General features: G+C 43.4%; 18 protein-coding genes. All 18 read left to right on the forward strand.

Going from position 1 to position 22,071, the window contains the following annotated elements:
• The first annotated feature begins 164 nt into the window (after positions 1-164).
• The 18 genes from AC1D69_RS19225 to AC1D69_RS19310 all read left to right on the forward strand — a co-directional run bounded on the left by AC1D69_RS19225 (position 165) and on the right by AC1D69_RS19310 (position 22,027).
• Positions 165-2,318, forward strand: a complete 2,154-nt coding sequence (locus AC1D69_RS19225; RefSeq protein ID WP_495457757.1) for a (Fe-S)-binding protein — start codon at positions 165-167, stop codon at positions 2,316-2,318.
• 33 nt (positions 2,319-2,351) lie between these two features.
• Positions 2,352-4,748 (forward strand): 3-hydroxyacyl-CoA dehydrogenase/enoyl-CoA hydratase family protein, encoded by a 2,397-nt coding sequence (locus tag AC1D69_RS19230; RefSeq protein ID WP_495457758.1) that lies wholly within the window; start codon positions 2,352-2,354, stop codon positions 4,746-4,748.
• A gap of 25 nt (positions 4,749-4,773) precedes the next feature.
• Positions 4,774-5,958: an acetyl-CoA C-acyltransferase gene (locus tag AC1D69_RS19235; protein WP_495457759.1), complete on the forward strand. Its 1,185-nt coding sequence runs from the start codon at positions 4,774-4,776 to the stop codon at positions 5,956-5,958.
• A 33-nt stretch (positions 5,959-5,991) separates the two neighbouring features.
• Positions 5,992-7,773, forward strand: coding sequence for an acyl-CoA dehydrogenase FadE (locus AC1D69_RS19240; RefSeq protein ID WP_495457760.1), 1,782 nt, complete (start codon positions 5,992-5,994; stop codon positions 7,771-7,773).
• 69 nt (positions 7,774-7,842) lie between these two features.
• The gene (locus AC1D69_RS19245) at positions 7,843-9,510 is read left to right on the forward strand and encodes a long-chain-fatty-acid--CoA ligase (protein ID WP_495457761.1); all 1,668 of its coding nucleotides are present in this window, start codon (positions 7,843-7,845) and stop codon (positions 9,508-9,510) included.
• Positions 9,511-9,564: 54 nt separating this feature from the next.
• Positions 9,565-9,993 carry a PaaI family thioesterase gene (locus tag AC1D69_RS19250; RefSeq protein ID WP_495457762.1) on the forward strand — a complete coding sequence of 143 codons (429 nt, stop codon included), beginning with the start codon at positions 9,565-9,567 and terminating at the stop codon, positions 9,991-9,993.
• Between the two features lie 571 nt (positions 9,994-10,564).
• The gene (locus AC1D69_RS19255; RefSeq protein WP_495457763.1) at positions 10,565-11,422 is read left to right on the forward strand and encodes a carbohydrate ABC transporter permease; all 858 of its coding nucleotides are present in this window, start codon (positions 10,565-10,567) and stop codon (positions 11,420-11,422) included.
• Positions 11,419-12,303 (forward strand): carbohydrate ABC transporter permease, encoded by an 885-nt coding sequence (locus tag AC1D69_RS19260; RefSeq protein ID WP_495457764.1) that lies wholly within the window; start codon positions 11,419-11,421, stop codon positions 12,301-12,303. The genes AC1D69_RS19255 and AC1D69_RS19260 overlap by 4 nt, the downstream gene beginning before the upstream one ends.
• A 56-nt stretch (positions 12,304-12,359) precedes the next feature.
• A complete protein-coding gene (locus AC1D69_RS19265; protein ID WP_495457765.1) occupies positions 12,360-13,748 on the forward strand; it encodes an ABC transporter substrate-binding protein in 1,389 nt (462 codons plus the stop codon).
• 133 nt (positions 13,749-13,881) lie between these two features.
• Positions 13,882-14,886, forward strand: a complete 1,005-nt coding sequence (locus AC1D69_RS19270) for a LacI family DNA-binding transcriptional regulator (RefSeq protein ID WP_495457766.1) — start codon at positions 13,882-13,884, stop codon at positions 14,884-14,886.
• Positions 14,887-14,908: 22 nt separating this feature from the next.
• Positions 14,909-15,898 (forward strand): N-acetylglucosamine kinase, encoded by a 990-nt coding sequence (locus AC1D69_RS19275; RefSeq protein ID WP_495457767.1) that lies wholly within the window; start codon positions 14,909-14,911, stop codon positions 15,896-15,898.
• A 16-nt stretch (positions 15,899-15,914) separates the two neighbouring features.
• Positions 15,915-17,252, forward strand: a complete 1,338-nt coding sequence (locus tag AC1D69_RS19280; RefSeq protein ID WP_495457768.1) for a 6-phospho-beta-glucosidase — start codon at positions 15,915-15,917, stop codon at positions 17,250-17,252.
• Between the two features lie 189 nt (positions 17,253-17,441).
• Positions 17,442-18,518, forward strand: a complete 1,077-nt coding sequence (locus AC1D69_RS19285; protein WP_495457769.1) for an FAD:protein FMN transferase — start codon at positions 17,442-17,444, stop codon at positions 18,516-18,518.
• Positions 18,519-18,801: 283 nt separating this feature from the next.
• The gene (locus AC1D69_RS19290) at positions 18,802-19,017 is read left to right on the forward strand and encodes a hypothetical protein (RefSeq protein ID WP_495457770.1); all 216 of its coding nucleotides are present in this window, start codon (positions 18,802-18,804) and stop codon (positions 19,015-19,017) included.
• Positions 19,018-19,044: 27 nt separating this feature from the next.
• A complete protein-coding gene (locus AC1D69_RS19295; protein WP_495457771.1) occupies positions 19,045-19,767 on the forward strand; it encodes a hypothetical protein in 723 nt (240 codons plus the stop codon).
• The gene (locus tag AC1D69_RS19300) at positions 19,764-20,966 is read left to right on the forward strand and encodes a glutathionylspermidine synthase family protein (protein ID WP_495457772.1); all 1,203 of its coding nucleotides are present in this window, start codon (positions 19,764-19,766) and stop codon (positions 20,964-20,966) included. Before AC1D69_RS19295 ends, AC1D69_RS19300 begins: the two co-directional genes overlap by 4 nt.
• A gap of 6 nt (positions 20,967-20,972) precedes the next feature.
• Entirely contained in the window at positions 20,973-21,638 is a 666-nt protein-coding gene (locus AC1D69_RS19305) for a signal peptide protein (RefSeq protein ID WP_495457783.1), read from the forward strand.
• Positions 21,635-22,027: a DUF350 domain-containing protein gene (locus tag AC1D69_RS19310; RefSeq protein ID WP_495457773.1), complete on the forward strand. Its 393-nt coding sequence runs from the start codon at positions 21,635-21,637 to the stop codon at positions 22,025-22,027. The genes AC1D69_RS19305 and AC1D69_RS19310 overlap by 4 nt, the downstream gene beginning before the upstream one ends.
• The last annotated feature ends 44 nt before the right edge of the window (positions 22,028-22,071 follow it).

Below are 22,071 nucleotides of genomic sequence, written 5' to 3' on the forward strand. Positions count from 1 at the left end.
GATTGAATGAAAGGAAAGTGTCACTTTAATTCATTCTATCGATATAGATTGAACTTTCATTCATTCATTCAATCCATATGATTGGACTACACAAGCGTTTTGTAACCGCTTTCTTAAACATTTGATGGATGACTTTTTGACAATCAAAGAAAGGATGGGGAGAGATGGGGTGGCAGATTACAAATTTCATTTTGTTTCTGGCAGTAATGGGCTATGGGTTCTATTTGTTCTACAAAACAGTCTATCATCGTTATCTGTATTTGAAGCTCGGAGCACCGGCAGACTTTCAGCAACGAGGTGAGGGAAGATGGGCGGAGTTCCTATCACAGGTCTTCGGTCAGAAGAAGTTATTGAAGGATCCCAAAAGTGGATTAATGCACATCATTATTTTTTATGGATTTATTATTTTACAGTTCGGGGCTCTGGATCTAATTGTCAAAGGGTTAACAGCAGGTAAGCATCTGCCCATTCCTGGCTACGAAGTGTTCGGACTTATGCAGGAAGTAACAGTAGTGCTAATATTGCTCGCTATGGGTTACGGCACGTATCGTCGGTATGGGGAAAAGCTGGCACGGCTAAAAAAGGGTTGGAAGCCTAGCATTGTTGCTTTTTTTATCTTCTTCTTGATGTTGTCTGTTCTGCTAAGTTTAAGTTTCGAGCGGTTGTGGCTAGATCTAGACTTTAGCGGATACGCTCCGATATCCTCCATCATTGCGTTAGCTTTTACCGGAATCTCTAGTTCTACAGCTTACGGTTGGTTTATTGGATTCTGGTGGATGCATTTGTTGATTCTATTATCATTTCTGGTCTATGTGCCACAATCGAAACATTTTCACATTATAACTGCTCCCCTGAACATTTGGTTTCGTCGTAAGGAACCCGTAGGTCGGCTTACAAAGCTAGATTTAGAAGATGAAGAAGCGGAGACTTTCGGTGTTGGTAAGATCGAGGATTTCTCGCAGAAGCAAATGCTTGATTTCTATGCCTGTGTGGAATGCGGACGATGCACGGATGTATGTCCTGCAAGTAACACCGGGAAAGTGCTATCTCCTATGCACCTAATCACGAAGCTAAGGGACCATATGGTGGAGAAGGGGACGGTGGTAACAGGGAAGTCTCCTTGGGTGCCTGCGTATTTGTTCGCGACGAGTGGAGCTCATGCACTAGCTAATGAGGAGAAACCTCTAGTTGATTGGCAAGTGAAAGATGGTGGCATTACGAATATTGTTCCGACACTTGACTGGCATAAATCCACATGGATCACACAGGACAAACAAATAGAAGAGCTAGAGCTTATCGGGGACGTCATAACGGAAGAGGAAATCTGGTCGTGTACGACTTGTCGTAACTGTGAAGATCAATGCCCGGTAAGTAATGAACACGTCGATAAAATTATAGATCTGCGCAGACATCTGGTCTTGATGCAGGGCAGTGTTCCGCAGGAGGGACAACGTGCCATGCAAAACATCGAGAGACAAGGGAATCCGTGGGGATTGAATCGTAATGACCGTGCTACATGGACGGGAGACATTGAGGGAATTCAAGTGCCTACGGTGAAAGAGAATCCGGACTTTGAATATTTGTTTTTTGTCGGTTCGATGGGTTCCTATGATCTTCGTAGTCGGTCCATTTCTAGAGCGTTCGCTCGCTTGTTGAATGAATCAGGCATTTCCTTCGCGATTCTTGGGAATGAGGAGAAGAATTCGGGGGATACCCCTCGCCGAATGGGCAATGAAATGTTGTTCCAACAATTATGTATGGATAATATTAGTACCTTTCAGAAATATGGTGTTCGAAAGATTGTTACCGCGTGCCCACACACGTTCAATACATTGAAGAATGAATACCCTGAATTTGGTCTTGCGGGGGTGGAGATCACTCATCATACACAGTTACTTGACCAACTCATTCAAGAAGGGAAGCTGAACCCCCGTCATGAAGTGAAAGAGCGAATTACGTATCATGACTCCTGCTACTTGGGACGGTACAACAATGTCTATGATGAACCACGAAATGTCTTGAGAGCAATCCCAGGCGTGGAAATGGCAGAGATGAAGCGATCCCGCGAGAACGGTATGTGTTGTGGTGCCGGTGGTGGCATGATGTGGATGGAAGAAACATCGGGTAAGCGAGTAAATCTAGCAAGGACTGAACAGGCGCTGGAAGTGAATCCAACAGTGATTAGTAGTGCTTGTCCCTACTGTCTGACGATGATGGAGGACGGTACTAAGATGAAGGAAGTTGAAGAGCAAGTCAAAGCGAGGGATATTGCAGAAATCTTGGAGCAATCCGTATTCGGGGATCACCCTATTCGTTAATTAGAACTGATCTGAACTGGAGGGAAATCGTAAATGAACAAATCTATTCGCAAGGCCGCTGTAATCGGATCAGGAATTATGGGTTCAGGGATTGCGGCACATCTAGCTAACGTTGGAATTCCATGCTTATTGTTGGATATGGTACCGAAAGAAGTGACTGAAGATGAGGCAGCCAAAGGATATACACTTGAGGATCCTGTAGTGAGAAACCGGTGGGCTGTTGGAGCCCTTGCGAAATTGAAAAAGAATATGCCGTCACCTCTTTACGATGTAGCATTCGCAGAACGAATAACTCCGGGAAACCTGGAGGATCACCTCTCATACATTTCAGAAGTAGATTGGGTGATTGAGGTGATCGTTGAGAATCTTCAAGTGAAAAAGAATCTATTAAGCCAAATTGAACACTATTGGAAGCCTGGAACGATTGTTAGTTCTAATACATCAGGGATATCCATTCAAGAGATGGTCGCTGATTGTAGCGAACCTTTTCAGAAATGCTTTCTAGGTACGCACTTTTTTAATCCACCCCGATATATGAAGTTGTTAGAAATCATTCCAGGTGTCAACACGGATCCAGGGATTGTTCAACACATGAAATCATTCGGTGAGAATGTTCTAGGTAAAGGTGTTGTTCTGGCAAAGGACACTCCGAATTTCATTGCTAACCGAATTGGAACTTATGGACTTCTTATTACATTACAAGAGATGCTCAACAACGGCTTTACGGTAGAGGAAGTGGATGCGGTCACTGGACCCGCGATGGGTAGACCCAAAAGTGCCACCTTTCGGACGCTCGACCTGGTAGGTCTTGATACGTTTATCCATGTAGCAGACAACGTGTACGTTAATATAACAGATGAAACGGAGAAAGCGACTTTTGATGCTCCAGAAGCGCTGACTCAAATGGTTGCAAGAGGATGGCTTGGTGAGAAGTCGGGTCAAGGATTTTATTTGAAGAAAAAGGGTGCTAACGGTAGTGAAATATTGTCACTCGATTTAACTTCGATGGCATACACACCACAGAAGAAGGTAACCTCCGGTTCGCTTGAAGCGGCCAAACTGGCCAAAGGAGCTAGGAACAAAACAAAAGCGTTAATCGCTACAGGGGATCGTTACTCTGAATTCGGGTGGAATATTCTTAAACAGGTGCTCATTTACTCCGCTGAAAAAGTCGGTGAAATTGCGGATTCCATTCATGATATCGATGAAGCGATGAAGTGGGGTTTCAATTGGGAGTTAGGTCCATTTGAGACATGGGACGCGATTGGGTTGGTTAGATCTGTTGAGCGTATGGAGAAGGAAGGACTGAGCGTTCCTTCATGGGTGAAGGAGTGGATTGCGCAGGGGAATCAATCCTTTTATCAGAAAGAAAAAGGTACTATATATGTGATGTCTGAACAGGGCTACAAGCAGATTGAACAACCTCCAGCAATCATTACGCTAAGTAGCTTGAAGGAGCAGAATAAGATTGTAAAAGGAAATGATGGTGCGAGTCTAATCGATCTTGGAGATGGTGTAGCCTGTCTCGAATTTCATTCCCCTAACAATGCTATTGGCGCAGATATTCTAACGATGATCCAGCAGAGTTTGGAAGAAGTGCGGAATAACTTTGAAGGAATGGTTATCGCGAATCAGGGTAGGAATTTCTGTGTGGGTGCCAATATTATGTTGTTGTTGATGGAAGCGCAAGACGAAGAGTGGGATGAAATAGATGGCATTATCCGCTTATTCCAGAACACGATGTACAAAGTGAAAAGATTTGAAAAACCTGTTGTTGCCGCTCCACATCGAATGACATTAGGTGGAGGAGTAGAGGCATGTATGCCTGCGGATCAGGTTATTGCTGGGGCAGAAACCTATTATGGGTTAGTTGAAGTGGGTGTCGGGTTAATTCCTGCCGGTGGCGGATGCAAGGAACTTGCAATGAGGGTAAGCCAGCGTGTGGGACATCCCGAAGCTGAACTCCAACCCTATCTCAATCAAGTTTTTGAAACCGTAGGAATGGCTAAAGTCTCCACGAGTGGCCATGATGCCAAAAGATTAGGATATCTACGTTCGACGGATCGGATTATTGCGAATCAGGATCATTTAATATATGAAGCCAAACAGGCTGTTCTTCGGATGAGTAGAGATGGTTATGAACCGATTCCAGAAGAGAAAATTCGTGTTGTTGGATCAGAAGGAAAGGCTGTTCTGCAACTTGGTGCGATTGGGATGAGAGAAAGTGGCTATATTAGCGATCATGATCTGCTGATTGCAAAGAAGTTGGCTCATGTACTTGCCGGGGGGGATTTACCAGCAGGAAGCCTTGTAAGCGAACAGTATATGCTCGATTTGGAGCGGGAGGCCTTCCTAAGCTTATGTGGGGAGATGAAGACCCAACAACGCATGCATCATATGTTGACCAAAGGGAAAGCGCTACGAAATTAACAATCCAGGGAGCGTGAGAATTGCTATGAAAGAAGCTGTAATCGTATCGATGGCACGTACCGCGATCGGCAAATCCAAAAAGGGAAGTCTAGTGCAGACACGTGCGGATGAGTTAGGGAAGGCGGTTCTAGAAGCTGTAATTGATCGGGCACCTGGTCTTAAAAAAGAGGATGTAGAGGATATCATTATCGGTTGTGCTATGCCGGAAGGCGCACAGGGCTTAAATTTTGCCCGCATTATGTCGCTGTATGCAGGGTTTCCAGTTACGGTTCCAGCCATGACGATTAATCGTTTCTGCTCATCAGGCCTACAGTCTATAGCATTCGCGGCCGAACGCATTATGTTGGGGAATGCTGACATTCTGATTGCTGGTGGAGTAGAAAGTATGAGCCATGTGCCAATGACGGGCTTCAAGGTGTCACCCAATCCGAGAATTGTTGAGGAAATGCCAGAAGTCTATATCGGAATGGGGCATACGGCTGAGAATGTCGCAGAGAGATTCCATGTTTCACGTGAAGATCAGGACCGCTTCGCTGCAAGATCTCACGAGAAGGCAGCACGAGCGATCGCTGAAGGGAAATTCAAAGATGAGATCGTTCCCATTCAAGCGGAATTGAAACGTGTGGATGAGGGTGGTCAAGTCACAATTAAATCTTTTGTATTCGATACGGATGAAGGCGTTCGTCCCAATACTACGGTTGAAGCATTGAGTAAGCTTGCACCTGCCTTCAAGTTAGGTGGCACGGTTACAGCAGGAAATACATCTCAGACGAGTGATGGTGCAGCAGCGGTCGTGATCATGAGTAAAGAAAAAGCTGACGAACTTGGTCTGATCCCATTAGCAACTTTTCGATCTTTTGCATTAGCCGGTGTGGAGCCAGACATCATGGGAGTGGGACCCGTCAAGGCTATACCCAAAGCATTACAAATGGCTGGAATTACGTTAGAAGACGTTAGCCTATTTGAGATTAACGAGGCTTTTGCCTCTCAATGTATCCATGTCATTCGTGAACTAGGCATTGATGAGGACAAAGTCAACGTTAATGGCGGTGCGATTGCGCTTGGACATCCGTTGGGTTGTACGGGTACAAAGGTGACTACTACGCTTATTAACGAACTGCGTCGTCGAGGGGGAGGTTATGGGGTAGTCTCCATGTGTATCGGCGGGGGAATGGGAGCTGCAGGCGTATTTGAAGTTCATCCGCAATAAAAATTATTCGTGAGAACAAAGGAGAGAAAATTGATGAGTAAGACGATGAGCAAAGTGTTAGGCGGAAGTTTCATGATTGAGGATATCGATTACAGACAAATCATGACCCCAGAGGACTTTACGGAAGAACATCGGATGATTGCGGAGACAACAGAGCAATTCGTGGCTACAGAGATTACTCCTAGGGACGAAGAGGTCGAGAAACTGAACTACGCTTTGAGCGTGGAATTGTTACAGAAGGCCGGTGAAGTAGGTCTTCTCGGAGCTGAAGTCCCAGAGAACTATGGGGGGCTAGGACTGGATAAAGTAAGTGCAACATTAATTAATGAGAAGTTGACAAAAGCGTCATCGTTTGCTTTATCCTTCGGTGCACATGTAGGGATTGGTACACTTCCGATTGTCTATTTCGGTACGGAGGAGCAGAAGCAGAAGTACTTGCCGGCACTAGCAACAGGTGAGCAAATTGCGGCCTATTGTCTGACAGAACCTTCTTCGGGATCGGATGCACTAGGAGCCAAAACAACAGCTACATTGACCGAGGATGGTCAGCATTACATTCTAAATGGAAGTAAGCAATTCATTACGAATGCAGGATTTGCGGATATTTTTATCGTGTACGCAAAAGTAAATGGTACAGACTTCAGTACTTTTATTGTGGAGCGTACGATGGAAGGGGTTAGCATAGGTTCTGAAGAGAAGAAGATGGGAATCAAAGGCTCCTCAACATGTCCACTGATTCTCGAGGATGTCAAAGTTCCGATAGAGAACTTATTATGGGAAGTTGGTAAAGGTCATTTGATCGCCTTTAATATATTAAATATCGGACGCTTCAAGTTAGCCGCTGGTTGTGTCGGTGCTTCGAAAGATTCGATTGAATACGCTGCTAAATATGCCAATGAACGTACGCAATTTGATCGCCCAATATCATCTTTTTCTCTCATCGGCAAAAAACTGGCTGACATGAATATGCGAACTTATGTGTTAGAAAGTATGGTATACCGGACAGCAGGTCTGTTCGACATTGGTTTAGCTGAAGTTGATTATGACAGTCCGAATGTGGGGTATCAGTCTGCAAAAGCCATTGCAGAGTATCAGCTAGAATGCTCCATTAACAAAGTATTCGGTTCAGAAACACTTGATTTCGTCGTGGATGAAGGTGTTCAGATCCATGGGGGATATGGATTTATTCAAGAATATCGTATTGAACGCAATTATCGCGATTCGCGCATTAACCGTATTTTTGAAGGAACGAATGAAATTAATCGCCTCCTCATTCCGGGCACGTTGATCAAGCGCGCGATGAAAGGCGAATTACCTTTAATGCAGAAGGCATTAGCGCTACAATCAGAGTTATTAGGGCTAGTTCCAGGTCAACTATTCGAGGGAACGTTAGAGCAAGAGAATCATTTATTATCGATGTCGAAGAAGATATTCCTAATGGTTGGTGCGCAAGCTGTTCAAAAGTATCAAATGAAGTTAGATCAAGAACAAGAAGTACTAAGTCATTTAGCAGATATGATGATTACAGTGTTCGCTATGGAGAGTGCTTTATTCCGTACCCTGAAGCTGATCGATCAAGTTGGCGAAGCGAAAGCGGCGAATGCGATTGATATGACAGTGGCCTTTATCCATGAGGAGTTCGATCGGATCGAATGTTGGGCGAAAGAAACCCTTGCTGCTATGGAATCAGGTGATACACTTCGTACCCAGCTCTCTGTCCTGAAGAAATTGACAAGAAAAACACAGGTAAATACATTCGGATTGAAGCGGAAAATTGCAGCGAAGGTGATCGAAGCGGAGAAGTACGTTTTGTAAGTACATGTTCAAAAAGGTGGACTTTTTGAACATCCTCTGTAACGGATATTTGAGAATGGGGTGGCTCGCATGGTAGATAAGCCTTGGTTAGAACATTATCCGGTTGAAGTACCCATAACATATGATTATCCGAAACAGAATTTGGCGCAGTTTTTAGTTGAGTCCGCAGAGAAATATCCAGATAAGATAGCATTGGATTTTCTAGGGAATAGAATCTCCTACCAAACACTAATGGAATCAGTCTACCGTTTTACGAATGCCCTGCTCAAGCTGGGTATTCGTAAGGGGGACCGAGTAGCCGTCATGTTACCGAATTGTCCACAAGCTGTGATCGCGTATTATGGAACGCTATTGATGGGCGGAATCGTTGTCATGACGAACCCTCTTTACATGCCACGTGAATTGGAGTATCAATTGAAGGATGCCAATGTCCAAATGATTGTAACGCTGGATATTCTATTCGATCGGGTAAAGAAAGCAACGGAGAAAGAACCTTTAAATTATACGCTAGTAACGTCGATTAAGGATTACTTACCGTTTCCCAAAAATTTATTATACCCTTTGAAGAATAAAACGAAAACACCAGTCACTTATAATCATAGCGTATTACCCTTCCTTCCGTTCTTAAAGCAGTCAACAGCAGCGCCTTATCAAATACCCGTCGAGGCTGAGAAGGATTTAGCACTTATTCAATATACAGGAGGGACTACAGGGTTCGCGAAAGGTGTCATGCTGACACATATGAATCTAGTGGCCAATACCATTCAGAGTAAGCTCTGGTTTTACCGTGCTGAAATTGGGGAAGAACGTTATTTAGCAGCACTCCCCTTTTTCCATGTCTTCGGGATGACAGTGTTACTTAATCAATCTATTCTTATGGCTGGTACGTTAATATTAATTCCGCGGTTCGACATTACTCAAATCTTGAAAACAATGGGTCGGTTGAAGCCAACGGTATTTCCCGGAGCACCTACTATGTATATTGCAGTGATCAATCACCCTGATGTTCACAAATTCGATCTGTCTTCCGTCAAAATATGTATTAGCGGTGCAGCCTCTTTACCGGTTGAGGTGCAGGAACGCTTTGAGAGTCTAACCGGTGGCACGTTGATCGAGGGGTACGGTTTGACAGAGACTTCACCGGTAACGCATGCAAACAATCTATGGGAGAAGCGCAAAGTCGGTTCTATAGGCATTCCAATCCCAAATACGGAGGCTCGTATCGTTCATCCGGATTCCGGAGTAGATATGCCACAAGGTGAAATTGGTGAGCTGATCATCCGTGGCCCACAGGTGATGAAGGGATATTGGCAACAACCGGATGAAACGGATAAAGCCCTTCGGGATGGATGGTTATATACGGGAGATTTGGGAAGGATGGATGCCGATGGGTTCTTCTATATCTTGGATCGTCGTAAAGACCTTATAATCGCAGGAGGTTACAATATTTATCCGCGAGAAGTCGAAGAGGTGTTGTTCGAGCATCCTGATGTAGAAGAAGCCGTTGTTGCAGGTGTAATCGATCCTTATCGTGGTGAAACGGTGAAAGCGTACATTATACTGAAAGAAGGAGCTACAGTCAGCGAAGAGGAGCTGAAACGTTGGTGTAAAGAGAAACTTGCCGTGTATAAAGTGCCTAGAATTTATGAGTTTCGCGATACTTTTCCAAAGACATTGGTCGGTAAAGTACTTCGTAGAAAACTGATCGAAGAAGATACTGACAAGATGCCTAAGTAAGTTATCTGTGCACGAGCTAGATTACGGGCAGAGGAGAAGTGAGGAGGATTAGTTATGAAAGCGAAGTCAGACAACGTACATCCCGATTTCGAACATTGGGGAAAGATAGCGGAGTCTACGTTCTGGGGATTCGTTGGGTGCGAGATTGAAGAACTAAGCGAGTCCAAGGTGATCATCTCCATTGAAATTAAGCCGCATCATTTGAATTTACTCGGTATTCTCCATGGAGGTGTCTATGCAACCTTAATTGATTCTGCAATGGGGTTGATCGCGATGATTGCTAGACCACATGACAATATAGTTACAAGTAATCTAACGATGAACTACGTTGCACCGATTGAGAAAGGTAGGGTTATTGTAACCGCAGAACTCATTCATGGCTCTCGTAAAATGATGACAGCACAAGCTTTTGCACGAAAAGAGAACGGCGACTTATGTGCATTCGGAACGGGAACCTTTCGAGTCATTAATAAACCTGTCTAGTGTAATATCAGAATACGCTATAACTTAGAATGGCATTGGAGAACCTAAGGGTTGATCCAATGCTATTCTAGTTGGTATATGTTAATGATTTTTATGGATGTACAAAGATATGGAATAAGGATGGAATATGAATGAAGTAGCGAAGGTGACGGAATTGTCCTGAAGAAGCGGTAGCGTTCGCCTACAAGATTTTCATATGAAAAGCTACTTCGAAAGCATATGCTGCCCTCTGATTTCAACCGCTAGAAGCGGAACACAATCAAGAAATCGGAGGGCAACAGCGATCGTAAGGACAATCTGTCATTGTAGCGGGCATCCTATGAGAAACTGTCAAAGACTAGTTATGTTGTTGAGCCAAAAAAGGTATTGATTATTTGAAATACATCCACTATGATATTGTCAACAGGATGAAGTGAAAGTTAAAGCACTTTAACTTTCAGACATGAAGTGTAAGGTATAGCTCATTATGATGGATTTATTATTCCATAAAGTTAAAGCGCTTTAACTTTATGAGCTGGGAAAGGTTGGTGTTTCCGTGACCCATCGTGAAAGCCGTCGGCAAACTTTTTACATGTACGTGTTCATTTCTCCTTGGCTCATCGGCTTCCTTGTATTTGCACTATACCCCATTCTGTCATCACTCTATTATAGCTTCACGGAGTATGACATCATTCACCCACCCAAGTTCATCGGACTTGCTAATTACACAGAGATGTTCAACAACGAGCTGTTCTGGAAATCTGTTACGGTGACGCTTAGGTATACGATTATTAGCGTTCCTATACAGCTTCTGCTTGGATTAGGATTTGCTTTGCTACTGAATCAGAAAATTCGCTTTCGAGGATTTTTCCGGACAGCCATGTATTTTCCGAGCATGGTGTCAGGTGTAGCGATGTCTCTCCTCTGGTACTGGATCTTCAATCCTCAAATTGGTCTGTTTAATTACATGCTCTCATGGGTTGGTATCAAAGGGCCAGCATGGCTCATGAACCCTGATACTGCATTGTATGCCTTGATCATTATGTCCTTATGGACGGCAGGGACTGGTATGATTCTGTTTCTAGCAGGTCTTCAAGGTGTGCCTTCCAGTCTGATTGAAGCAGCCAAGTTGGATGGGGCAGGACGATTCAAAATTTTCTTGAACGTGACATTGCCGATGATCTCACCAATACTACTATTCCAACTCATCATGGGTGTGATTGATTCTTTCCAAGTGTTCACACAAGCTTTTGTTATGACACAAGGGGGACCGAACTATTCGACGTGGTTCTATGTCTATAACTTGTACACCAGCGCTTTCAAAGAATACCGAGCAGGTTACTCATCCGCGCTTGCATGGGTGTTACTCATCGTGGTCATGCTGTTCACAGCTTTAATTATGAAGTTATCGAACCGTTATGTTCACTATGAAGGAGGCGGAAATAAATGAGCACACTACCAGCTACTGAGCCCAATTCTCCGTCCTCCAAAGTTAAACACAAGCGCAAATTTGATGTGGTGAGTATCGGCAGCTTTATTACACTAATCATTATCACATTTATTATGCTGTTGCCCTTATTCTTTATGGTATCTACCTCGTTGAAGTCAAAGCGGGAGATGCTCAAGTTCCCACCCACATTTCTTCCGGAAAGTTGGCAGTGGAGCAACTATAAGGAGATTTTCGACACATTACAGTTCGGGACCTTATACGGGAACAGCTTATTTATTGGAGGAATGACGGTTATAGGAACATTGTTGTCCTCATCGTTAGTGGCTTATGGATTTGCTAGATATAAGGGGAAGGGTAGAAACGTTTGGTTCATGCTTCTGCTTAGTACGATGATGCTTCCATATCCAGCCATCATGATTCCACAGTTCATTCTCTTCTCTAAAATGAACTGGATTGATACATTTCTACCGCTGATCGTTCCTGCCTTCTTCGGTTCAGCATATAACATCTTTCTATTACGTCAATTTTTCACGACGCTACCTGATGAGTTGTTCGATGCAGGACGTATTGATGGCTGTAGTGAGTTCCGAATGTGGCTGAAGATCGCCCTGCCACTCTCTGGACCCGCACTTGCTACTGTCGCGATCTTTGCTTTTATCTATAGTTGGAATGACCTGCTTACCCCTGTACTTTACTTAAGTTCATCTGAGAAATTCACACTTCCCGTGGGTATGTCTTCACTTACATCATCACGATTCCGTATTCCTCCATGGCATTTGTTGATGGTCGCCTCTGTGTTGGCCATGGTACCTATCGTCACCTTATTTGCCATAGCCCAGAAACGATTCGTTGAGGGCATTGTACTTACTGGCATCAAGTAACCGACACACCGTAGTATTGCGGAACGAAATCACTTGAATCAATGGAGGAATGACTCATGAACAAGAACAGGAAAAGAAGAACGTTTGTACTTCTACTTGCTACGACAATGGGTATTGTTATGGCACTCTCAGGATGTAGTGGAGGCAAATCTGCAGGTGAAGTAGCTCCTACGAATAGCGGGGGTAACAGCGATTCTAGTAAAGGTGAAAAAGTGACGATTACCCATTACACCATCGATTCCGAAGACCGTACCTTTATTGAGAAGCTTATTCCTGACTTCGAAAAGGATCATCCGAACATTAAAGTTAAGGTTGAGAAGGCTCCTTATGAACAGTTCGATAGCAAGCTTCAGACGCTAATTGCTGGGGGGAAATCACCAGATGTAACAAGCCATTATGGGTATGGAGGTTTCGCAGAGTACTACAATAAAGATATGCTGCTTGATCTGACAGATATCATTAAAGAAGACGGTTTTAAAGCTGCTGATTACAATATACCGGACAATCTAATGAACATTTATAAGGTCAAAGATCGCACTTATGGTGTACCAGTCAATATGTATGTAACGCTCATGCTGTTTAACAAAGATATGTTTGATGCCGCGAATCTACCATATCCTCCTAGTGACTATGAAGATAAGAGTTGGACATTCGATAAAATGGTGGAAGATGCTAGAAAAATGACGGTTGTATCCGACGACATTGGCAAAACGCAGTATGGGGTTGACTTCACATGGGCAGAACGCGATATGCGCCCACTCTATTTCGGAGCAGAGCCCTATTCCGAAGACACTTGGACGAACGGTGGTGTCCCTTCTGCAACACATTTTGACTCTCCAGAAGTGATGGCGGCCTACAACCAATTGTTTGGACTTGTCCTTAAAGAGAAGGTTGCACCAACGACGGAATGGAGTAAGAGTGTAGCAGGACAGAATGGGGATCCTTTTGTCGCGGGCAAGATTGGGATGTCTGTTAACGGCTCTTGGAGTCTTGCAGGAGCTAATGATTTTCCATTCAAAATCGGTATAGCCGCTGTTCCTTGGGGTGGTAATGAAAAAGTCCGCAGTACATTGTTTGTGGATCCATTGCTAATTCTTAAAGGCTCTAAGCATCCAAAAGAAGCCTTCGAGTGGATTAAGTACTTGGTTACAACGGATGTTCAGACGAAGTCTATTGAACTAAGTGGAGGTAATCCTCCTGTCAATACAGATGCAGCCGAAACCTACTATCAACACTTTGAAGGGATCGATCCTGAAGATGTGAAAAGGGTGTATGAAGGTGGTGTGAAATACGGATTTGAATCGTATAACCATCTGATTACGAACTACTCGCAGATTAATGATATGTTCATTAACGAAATGCAACCGATCGAGAGCGGACACCAGACCGTTGAAGAAGTTATGCCAATCATTCAAAAGAAAGTTGAAGAAATTATCAAACGCTAGATGTTCCTGCACCGTCCCGGGAGGGACGGTGTATCAGCATTGAAAGCATATGCTTAGCGGTAAGGCTTCTGTCCATGTATACTAAGAGTAGTGTGTATGAACGGAAAATTACGCCGCAAGGAGAATTAATATAATGAAGGTAAGCATTTATGATGTAGCAAAAAAATCAGGATTGTCTGTCGTAACGGTCTCTCGCGTATTAAATGGTGCAGAATCGGTACGTGAAAAAAACCGCCAGCGTGTGCTTGATGCTATTAAGGAGCTGGATTATCATCCTAATGCGGCTGCTCGCAGCCTTGCACGTGGCAAAACAGGTATCATCGGAATCATCGTGACAACATTACAGGATTCATTCTTTGATGCAGTCGTGAAGGAGCTCAACGATGTACTTGCATTACACGGTTATTTTCTTGCTGTCTCTGTATCTACTGATATCGGTTCCGATGGAAATCACTATCTGATTCAGGAAGACCGTGTGGATGGGATGATCTTGCTCTCACCTATAGAGGAAGACAACTATATTTTAGAATTAAAGCGACGCAATATCCCATACGTCTTGATCGATAATCAGAAGCCGGAGAATGATGCCTTCTCGGTAACGATTGATAATTTCAAGGGAGGGTATGAAGCGACCCGCCATCTGCTTGATTTAGGTCATACGTCCATTGCTCATCTGTGCGGTAATGAGATGTTTCGTAGTACATGTGAACGTCGTAATGGATTTCTTCAAGCCTTGCAGGAGAGAGGGCTCACGTCATTTGAGACGTTACATGGAGAATTTGAAATTGAATTTGGTTATGAGGCTTGTAGCAAATGGCTCCGTGAAGGCACATTGCCGTCTGCGGTATTTGCAGGTGATGACAACATTGCTCTTGGCGTGATTAATGCTTTGATGGAAGCTGGAATTCGTATTCCAGAGACGGTAGCCATCGTCGGGTATGATGATCAATACATCGCTTCTCAACTTCGTCCGCATCTAACCACTGTTCGCCAACCGGCTGACAAGATTGGACTCCTTGCGGCAGATATGTTGTTAAAGCGTATAGACGGTTCGATGAAACGTGCATCAAGCCATAGAATTGAACCGGAACTGATTGTTAGGGAATCATCAGGAAAACGTATTCTTGCTGATATTTAATTTATTATAGGAGTGACGACTATTGGCTTACTACTTGGGAATCGATGGGGGAGGAACGAAGACGTATGCCTTGCTTACTGACGAGTTCGGAAATGTATTGGGGAAAGGCAAGAGCGGCAACGGCAACCACCAGATTAACGCTACTATAGCAGCAAATAGTATACGAGAGGCTACGCTAAGTGCAATTTCGGAGGCGGGTATTCGGCTTGAGGACATCCAACATACCTATCTAGGTCTTGCAGGTGCAGATCGCGAAGCGGATTACATGATTTTACATCCGTTGATCCGACATATTGGATTTACGAACTATACCCTTAACTGCGACACCATGATTGGCCTTCGTGCAGGAACCAATCAACCATACGGCATTGCTATCATCTGCGGAACAGGAACGAATTCCGCTGGTAGAAATCCACAAGGTGTACATTACCAATGTGGTGGTTTTGATTATATGTATGGTGACTTTGGTGGCGGAGGTGCGCTGAACATTGAGGTGTTCCGCTCTGTCATCCGTGCATGGGACGGTCGAGAACAGCCAACTCGATTAACCGATTTGTTACTTCAGTTTCTTGGGTATGACACGGTTACGACCATGTTTAATGATTATCAAGATAACGCAAGAAGTGTACCCGTAGATGCGGCGAAATTGTTATTCGAAGCAGCAGCTGGGCAGGATGCCGTAGCACTAGAAATTTTACATCATCAGGGTGTTGAACTTGGTAAATCGGCTACAGCGATTGTGCAGAGATTAGGCATGGAAACCGATCTATTTGATGTTGTACTTGTAGGCAGTCTGCTAACAAGGGGGGATCGAGGATGGATTCGTGGTCCTATCGAGAAGGCACTACATCAGGTTGCACCTCATGCGTCTATCGTAACACTGAGAGCCGAACCCGTTGTTGGTGCTGTGTGGTCTGCTATGGAAGAAGACGGACGGACGATCAGTAAAGATGTATATGAGAGAATGGGATCGTTCTATGATTTCGAACGGATCAAACAAACGATACGATAGGATGTGAATTATAAATATGTCTACAAATAGAACGCTTAAAATAGCTGTGATCGGCGGAGGGTCTTCTTATACGCCAGAGTTGGTAGAGGGCTTCATCCTACATTATGCAGAACTTCCTGTTCGTGAATTATGGCTCGTTGATATCGAAGCTGGATTACGTAAGCTTACGATCGTCGGTAATCTAGCTAAACGTATGGTTGAGAAGTCAGGACTTCCAATTCAGATTCATCTAACAACAGACCGACGTCAGGCCATTGCGGGTGCCGATTTTGTCAGTACCCAGATGCGTGTAGGGATGTTGGATGCACGTGGTCGAGACGAATCCATTCCACTGAAATACGGGGTCATTGGTCAAGAAACGACGGGTCCTGGCGGGATGATGAAGGCACTGCGGACAATCCCAGTTCTACTAGATATCTGCCGAGATATAGAAGAACTTGCTCCCGACGCATGGCTACTTAATTTTACGAATCCAGCTGGTATGGTCACTGAGGCGATCATTAAGTATTCTAATGTAAAAAGTATTGGGCTGTGTAATGCGCCGATTGGACTTATTAAGCAGACTTCAGCAAAGTACGGAGTTGCGCCTGATCGTATATACGCTGAATTCGTAGGGTTAAACCATCTTCACTGGATTACTCGTATTGATGTTGAAGGCGAGGATAAATTAGACGAGATGTTAGCAGATACAGCAGGATACAGTGCTAAGAACGTACCTGCCTGTGAATGGAATCCGGAATTTCTCCAGTCTCTACGAGCTTTGCCATCATACTATTTGAAATACTTTTACATGACGGATGATATGTTGAAAGATCAACTTGAATCCTACAAAGAAGGCGGCAATCGTGCGGAAGTCGTGAAACGCGTAGAAGAAGAACTATTTGAGTTATACAGTGACCCAGAACTGAAAGATAAGCCCAAACAACTGGAACAACGTGGAGGAGCCTTTTATTCTGAAGCTGCGGTCAATCTGATGAGGTCTTTATACAATGGCACCAATGATATTCAAACACTCAATGTTGCGAATAATGGGATATTGGACTTTTTACCGGATGACGCTAGCATTGAAGTGAACTGTATTGTTACCAAAAACGGTCCACTCCCTTTACCACTCACGAAGATCCCGCGTTCAGCTAAAGGGTTAATCCATGCTGTCAAAATCTATGAGCAATTAGCCATAGATGCAGCTGTAACCGGAGATCGCGGTCTTGCGATTCAAGCGCTAGCACATCATCCGCTCGTGCCATCTGTGGAAGTAGCTATTCATATGCTGGATGAAATGTTGGAAGCTAATAAAGAATATCTACCACTCTTCTTCACGCCAGACCGAGTCTCTGAGGTGCTTGGATCGTAACGTAATGCATATAACTAAGAATGGTAGTTCCGAACAGGATGATTTTGTTCGGGTCTGCCATTTTTTTATGTTGTGTGAGTTTACATTGTAGTATGATGAATATCACTTACAGAGAGAGGTCCAGTCATGGATAATCTATTTGATTTTAATATTTTAATATGAAGATTTTTTGTGGATAGGTGGGACAACATGATGATGAGTAGAAAGATTAAGATTTGGGGATTCGTGGTTCTTCTAATCGTAGTTGCAGGGATAGGGCTATTCTATTGGAATCATAGTTCAAGTTCAACGAAGGATGATCCATCCAAACAACTAGTAGCAAAGACGCTCTTCAAATTCGATACGGTGATCAATCTGAAATTGTATGGAGATGATGCAGCTGACAAACATCTGACTAAGATTGAGCAGATGCTTGATGTCATTGATCAACAGATCAATATGTCAAATAACAATAGTGAGATCTACGACGTTAATCAAGCAGCAGGAAAAGAAGCGATTAAAGTATCTTCAGAGACATTCAACCTTGTAAAGGTATCTATTGATTACGCACGAGATACGAAAGGAACATTTGATCCGAGCATTGGTCCACTTATTAATCTCTGGAAGATTGGAAATGGTGGTGAGCATGTACCGGATGCAGATGACATCCTTCGGGCGAAATCTCTCGTTAATTATAATGATATTGAAATGGATGAAGAACGTTCCACGATTAAACTTGCAAAAGAAGGGATGGCCCTTGATCTTGGTGGGATTGGTAAGGGATATGCGGCAGACCTTGTTGCTGATTATTTACATCAAGAACAGATTGAAAGTGCGATTATTGATCTTGGGGGCAGCAGTATCATTGCAATCGGTAGTAAACCTAGCGGTGAATCATGGCGTATTGGTCTTCAGGACCCTGATCGTGAGCGTGGGGAACAATTGGCGCTCATTCAAATCGACAATGAAACGATTGATTCATCGGGGGTATACGAGCGATTCTTCATGGAGAACGGTGTAAGATATCATCATATTCTAGATCCGAAGACAGGATTTCCTACGCAGAATGGCATCAAGAGTGTAACCATTGTTGGTGGGACGGCGACGGATGCGGATGTGCTCTCGACAGCTTTGGTTGTTATGGATTTAGAAGAAGGAATGGCGTATGTAAGTGAGAAGAAGGATGTAGAAGCCATGTTTATTATGGAAGATAATCACATCTATATGACACCAGGCTTGAAAGGGAAGATTAGCTCAACCAATTCTAGATATACCCTGGTGGAATAGCTAATAACAACTTCAATTCATTTTTGTTCATTGAAAAACATATTTCGACAAATTTCTACTTTAACTGAACTTTATTTGCAAATTAAAACAAAATAGACCTCTATCCTTAACAAACTAAGAGCACTAATATAGAAGTATATTGTAAAATCATCGTTTCAAAAACACCATTGAGAAAATGTGATTATTTGTTATATGGAATGGGTTAAATCATTGGGAAATGAAACATATAGCTACGAATACCGTATCAGAAATGTAAGGGTTATGAGGAAGGATGGGATGATAGATGGATAATGGGATGAGTGTCATTTTGTTTGAAAAAATGCCAGAAGGTGTGCTACGTGTCATTGAGGAACGTACGTGGAGTATGAATATGATTACTGCATTAGAGCATGTCAATTATCTTGTGGTAGGTAGTAAGGAGTATGAAGCAGTCGAAGGAAGATTGAATGTGGATGAAGGGAAGCTTGAGCTTCTACTTGTCCCGATGCGTAATGAATGATATTGATCAGGGAAGGAGGACTATATGGTGACTAAAAATGAAAATGCTAAAGAACTACCGGTATCGAAATTATTCACCTCTGAAGGAAAGCCAATACGCATATTGTCTACTTCGTTAGGTATTGCTCTACTGGCTAATGCTCTGTTTGTTCCGGGTGCTGTGAGCGCAAGTGGGAGTACTAGTGCCTCTGGGGAAGATCCTCAGCTCTTGTCTTGGTCTACTGAAGAAGTCAAAGCTTATTTCGACAAAAATGTTGACTGGAACATTCCATATCCAGAGGAAGACAAACAAGAGCCTGTGCAACAGGCTCAAGATGTAGCGACATCTAATGGTACGACTGTAGTGAACAACTATAATGGTTATAATTCTGGTTTCGGTTGGGATGATTTGTTATTGTACCACATGTTATTTAACAGTGGATCTAATTATTCTTCTAGAGGATGGAACAACAATCGCCCTACCTATTACGCAGGTACAAAGACCACATATAAACCTAATACTTATAGTAGTGATAAGTTTCAGAATAAGAATGTTGCTGGTTCTGTGGTCAAACCCAAAACATCAACATCCTCCAGTGGCTCCATTACAAGAAGATCTACTTCGACAAAAGCAGGAAGTATCGGGGGCAAGTCTAGTGGGTTGAGTTCTTCTAGTTCTTCTTCTAGTTCTTCTTCTAGTTCAAAATCAAGCTCAGTTTCTAGTTCTTCCTCGAAATCAAGCTCGAGCAAGAGTGGTGGTTTTGGAGGATGATTCATAGTCAGCCTATATTTGAATTCCTGGATCAATCCGCTCTTGAAAGGGCACCACGTGTAGATCAATTGCACAAGCTAGGATTTACATGGGCAAACCTTGAGGATGAGGAGTACTGGTTGGATGCAATTGCCGTCATGCACAAGGACACTTATCTTGAGCTTGAAGAAGCCTCATGTAAGCTCTGGGGTATATTCGACAAGACCGTTCGCTATGTTCACCACAAACATGATTTGTATGAACTGATCGGTATTCCACCCATCCTGTGGGAGATGCTTGACACATGTCCATTACCCGAACAGGGACTTATCAGTCGTTATGCCCGGTTCGATTACGCAGTGGATGATGAAGGGAATATTAAACTATTGGAGTTAAATGCAGATACGCCTACAGGTTATGTTGAAGCGTCGATTGCTACACCTTGGATTTGTGAGCAAGCAGGAATATCCCATGGGAACCAATCGATGCAAGCGCTACTTGCAGAAGCGTGGAAAGAAGAGCGACCAGATACAGTAGCTTGTGTTGCATACGGAAGTCACCAAGAGGATTCTGGTACGATTGAAGCGCTTGTAAGACATAGTGGGCTCGATATTACATGTGTAGACTGCTTAGATTTATCGATAGATAACGGTGTCGTAAAAGATGGTGAGGGTAGGATCATTAAACGGATGTTTGCCTTGTACCCTAAAGAATGGATGGCGGTTGACGAAGGTGGAGATGCTCTGGCCTATGCGGTAGAGACCGGGAATCTACAACTCTTCAATTCACCACACAGCATATTACTGCAATCTAAGGGACTCATGGCAGCGATATGGGGGATGTATGAGTTGGGCTTGCTCTTTAATGATGAAGAACGCGGGGCTATCGAACGATACATTCTACCTACGTATAACAAACCGGTATTTTCAGGAAATTTTGTATCCAAATCAGTGTTTGGTCGTGAAGGGGGCTCTGTGCGTCTTTTTGATGACAGTGGTTCGCTAGAACTTCAGGATGAGGATGGTTTTGATAGTAGCGTGTTATTTCCTTCTGTTTATCAAAAGAGAGCTGAATTAGCTAGGATACATACAGCAGAAGGTGAGCTTCATCTGTTGACCGGAATGTTCGTCATCAACGGGAAACCTTGTGGGCTACTCGGGCGAGCAGGTGGACTGATCACAGGCAATGCCAGTCATTTTATAGCGTTAGGAGTGAGATAAGTGAATATGAAGAGAGATAGCAAAAAAGGCGTTTATAAGTTTGTTCGAACACCAAGAATTGGAGTTACGGTGTGTTTGCTGATTTTAACGGTCTTTTTGTTAAGTGCATGCTCTAATAATCAGAATAGTGTATTTCACACGGATACTACGGCAGAAACGACAGATAACGTATCGCGAGTTCCTTGGGATTATAGGGTTGTGGAGAGTTCAGTAGGGGACTTAATAGGTAGCGATATGACAGTCTTGCCTGATAATGAGCTTTTACCGAATGACGGGAACTATGCAACAGGTGACAAAGTATGGATATTGCAGTTTATGGATGCTGAACTTACAACAGATGCTAATCAACGTAACGATATCCGATTGTCTTCATGGACCCCAATCAAATCATATGGAGACCAGAAGACAGCTGCAGAGGACCTGAAGAATCTTAAAGTATCCATAACCACCGATGTTGATGTTGTAGGGGTATATAAGACGAAGTATAAGGATAAAACAAGAAATTTTGCCGTAATTGAATTACCTTCAGGTAATCGGATCAAACAGCCGATCGATGATAAGCGCTATACCTCACTTGAGAAACAAAAAACCACATCAGTGGTATTAGAAGAAGTACATGATTTCGCCGATTATGATTCGGCCTATGCGAAATTTCGGGGGTGGGCTAAATGACGATCGTTATTAATTTAGTAGTAAGTTTAATAGTAATCATATTTCTTCAATGGTTAGGTATGGCCATATTTATGTGGATGACTCCGTTCAAGGATATGGAGGAGCTCAGAAAAGGAAACGTAGCAGTAGCTCTAGCTCTGGGAGGAAAGTTCGTATCGACCGCTATCATTCTAGGAGTAGCAGCTTTTACAAATACTTCGATATGGTTTATGATGCTTTGGTTTGCGGTAGGTTATCTGTGCCTGATCGCAGCTTACTGGATTTTTGAATTAGTAACTCCTGGCTTTAGAATTTCAGAACATCTGCAAAAAGGCAATGTGGCTGTTGGCGTAATGCTCTGTATGGTATTTATTGGGACAGCATTTGCAGTTAGTAGTCTAATCATTTAATTCAAGTTTGTTTTCAAAAAAAGAGTCAATCTGGCCGCTCATGT

Source organism: Paenibacillus sp. Y301 (assembly GCF_059445505.1).

Excerpts from the sequence above, each read along its gene's own strand:
- AC1D69_RS19225 (WP_495457757.1), top strand. The coding sequence starts at position 165 with ATGGGGTGGCAGATTACAAATTTCATTTTGTTTCTGGCAGTAATGGGC.
- AC1D69_RS19230 (WP_495457758.1), top strand. The coding sequence starts at position 2,352 with ATGAACAAATCTATTCGCAAGGCCGCTGTAATCGGATCAGGAATTATG.
- AC1D69_RS19235 (WP_495457759.1), top strand. The coding sequence starts at position 4,774 with ATGAAAGAAGCTGTAATCGTATCGATGGCACGTACCGCGATCGGCAAA.
- AC1D69_RS19240 (WP_495457760.1), top strand. The coding sequence starts at position 5,992 with ATGAGTAAGACGATGAGCAAAGTGTTAGGCGGAAGTTTCATGATTGAG.
- AC1D69_RS19245 (WP_495457761.1), top strand. The coding sequence starts at position 7,843 with ATGGTAGATAAGCCTTGGTTAGAACATTATCCGGTTGAAGTACCCATA.
- AC1D69_RS19250 (WP_495457762.1), top strand. The coding sequence starts at position 9,565 with ATGAAAGCGAAGTCAGACAACGTACATCCCGATTTCGAACATTGGGGA.
- AC1D69_RS19255 (WP_495457763.1), top strand. The coding sequence starts at position 10,565 with ATGTACGTGTTCATTTCTCCTTGGCTCATCGGCTTCCTTGTATTTGCA.
- AC1D69_RS19260 (WP_495457764.1), top strand. The coding sequence starts at position 11,419 with ATGAGCACACTACCAGCTACTGAGCCCAATTCTCCGTCCTCCAAAGTT.
- AC1D69_RS19265 (WP_495457765.1), top strand. The coding sequence starts at position 12,360 with ATGAACAAGAACAGGAAAAGAAGAACGTTTGTACTTCTACTTGCTACG.
- AC1D69_RS19270 (WP_495457766.1), top strand. The coding sequence starts at position 13,882 with ATGAAGGTAAGCATTTATGATGTAGCAAAAAAATCAGGATTGTCTGTC.
- AC1D69_RS19280 (WP_495457768.1), top strand. The coding sequence starts at position 15,915 with ATGTCTACAAATAGAACGCTTAAAATAGCTGTGATCGGCGGAGGGTCT.
- AC1D69_RS19285 (WP_495457769.1), top strand. The coding sequence starts at position 17,442 with ATGATGATGAGTAGAAAGATTAAGATTTGGGGATTCGTGGTTCTTCTA.
- AC1D69_RS19290 (WP_495457770.1), top strand. The coding sequence starts at position 18,802 with ATGGATAATGGGATGAGTGTCATTTTGTTTGAAAAAATGCCAGAAGGT.
- AC1D69_RS19300 (WP_495457772.1), top strand. The coding sequence starts at position 19,764 with ATGATTCATAGTCAGCCTATATTTGAATTCCTGGATCAATCCGCTCTT.
- AC1D69_RS19305 (WP_495457783.1), top strand. The coding sequence starts at position 20,973 with ATGAAGAGAGATAGCAAAAAAGGCGTTTATAAGTTTGTTCGAACACCA.
- AC1D69_RS19310 (WP_495457773.1), top strand. The coding sequence starts at position 21,635 with ATGACGATCGTTATTAATTTAGTAGTAAGTTTAATAGTAATCATATTT.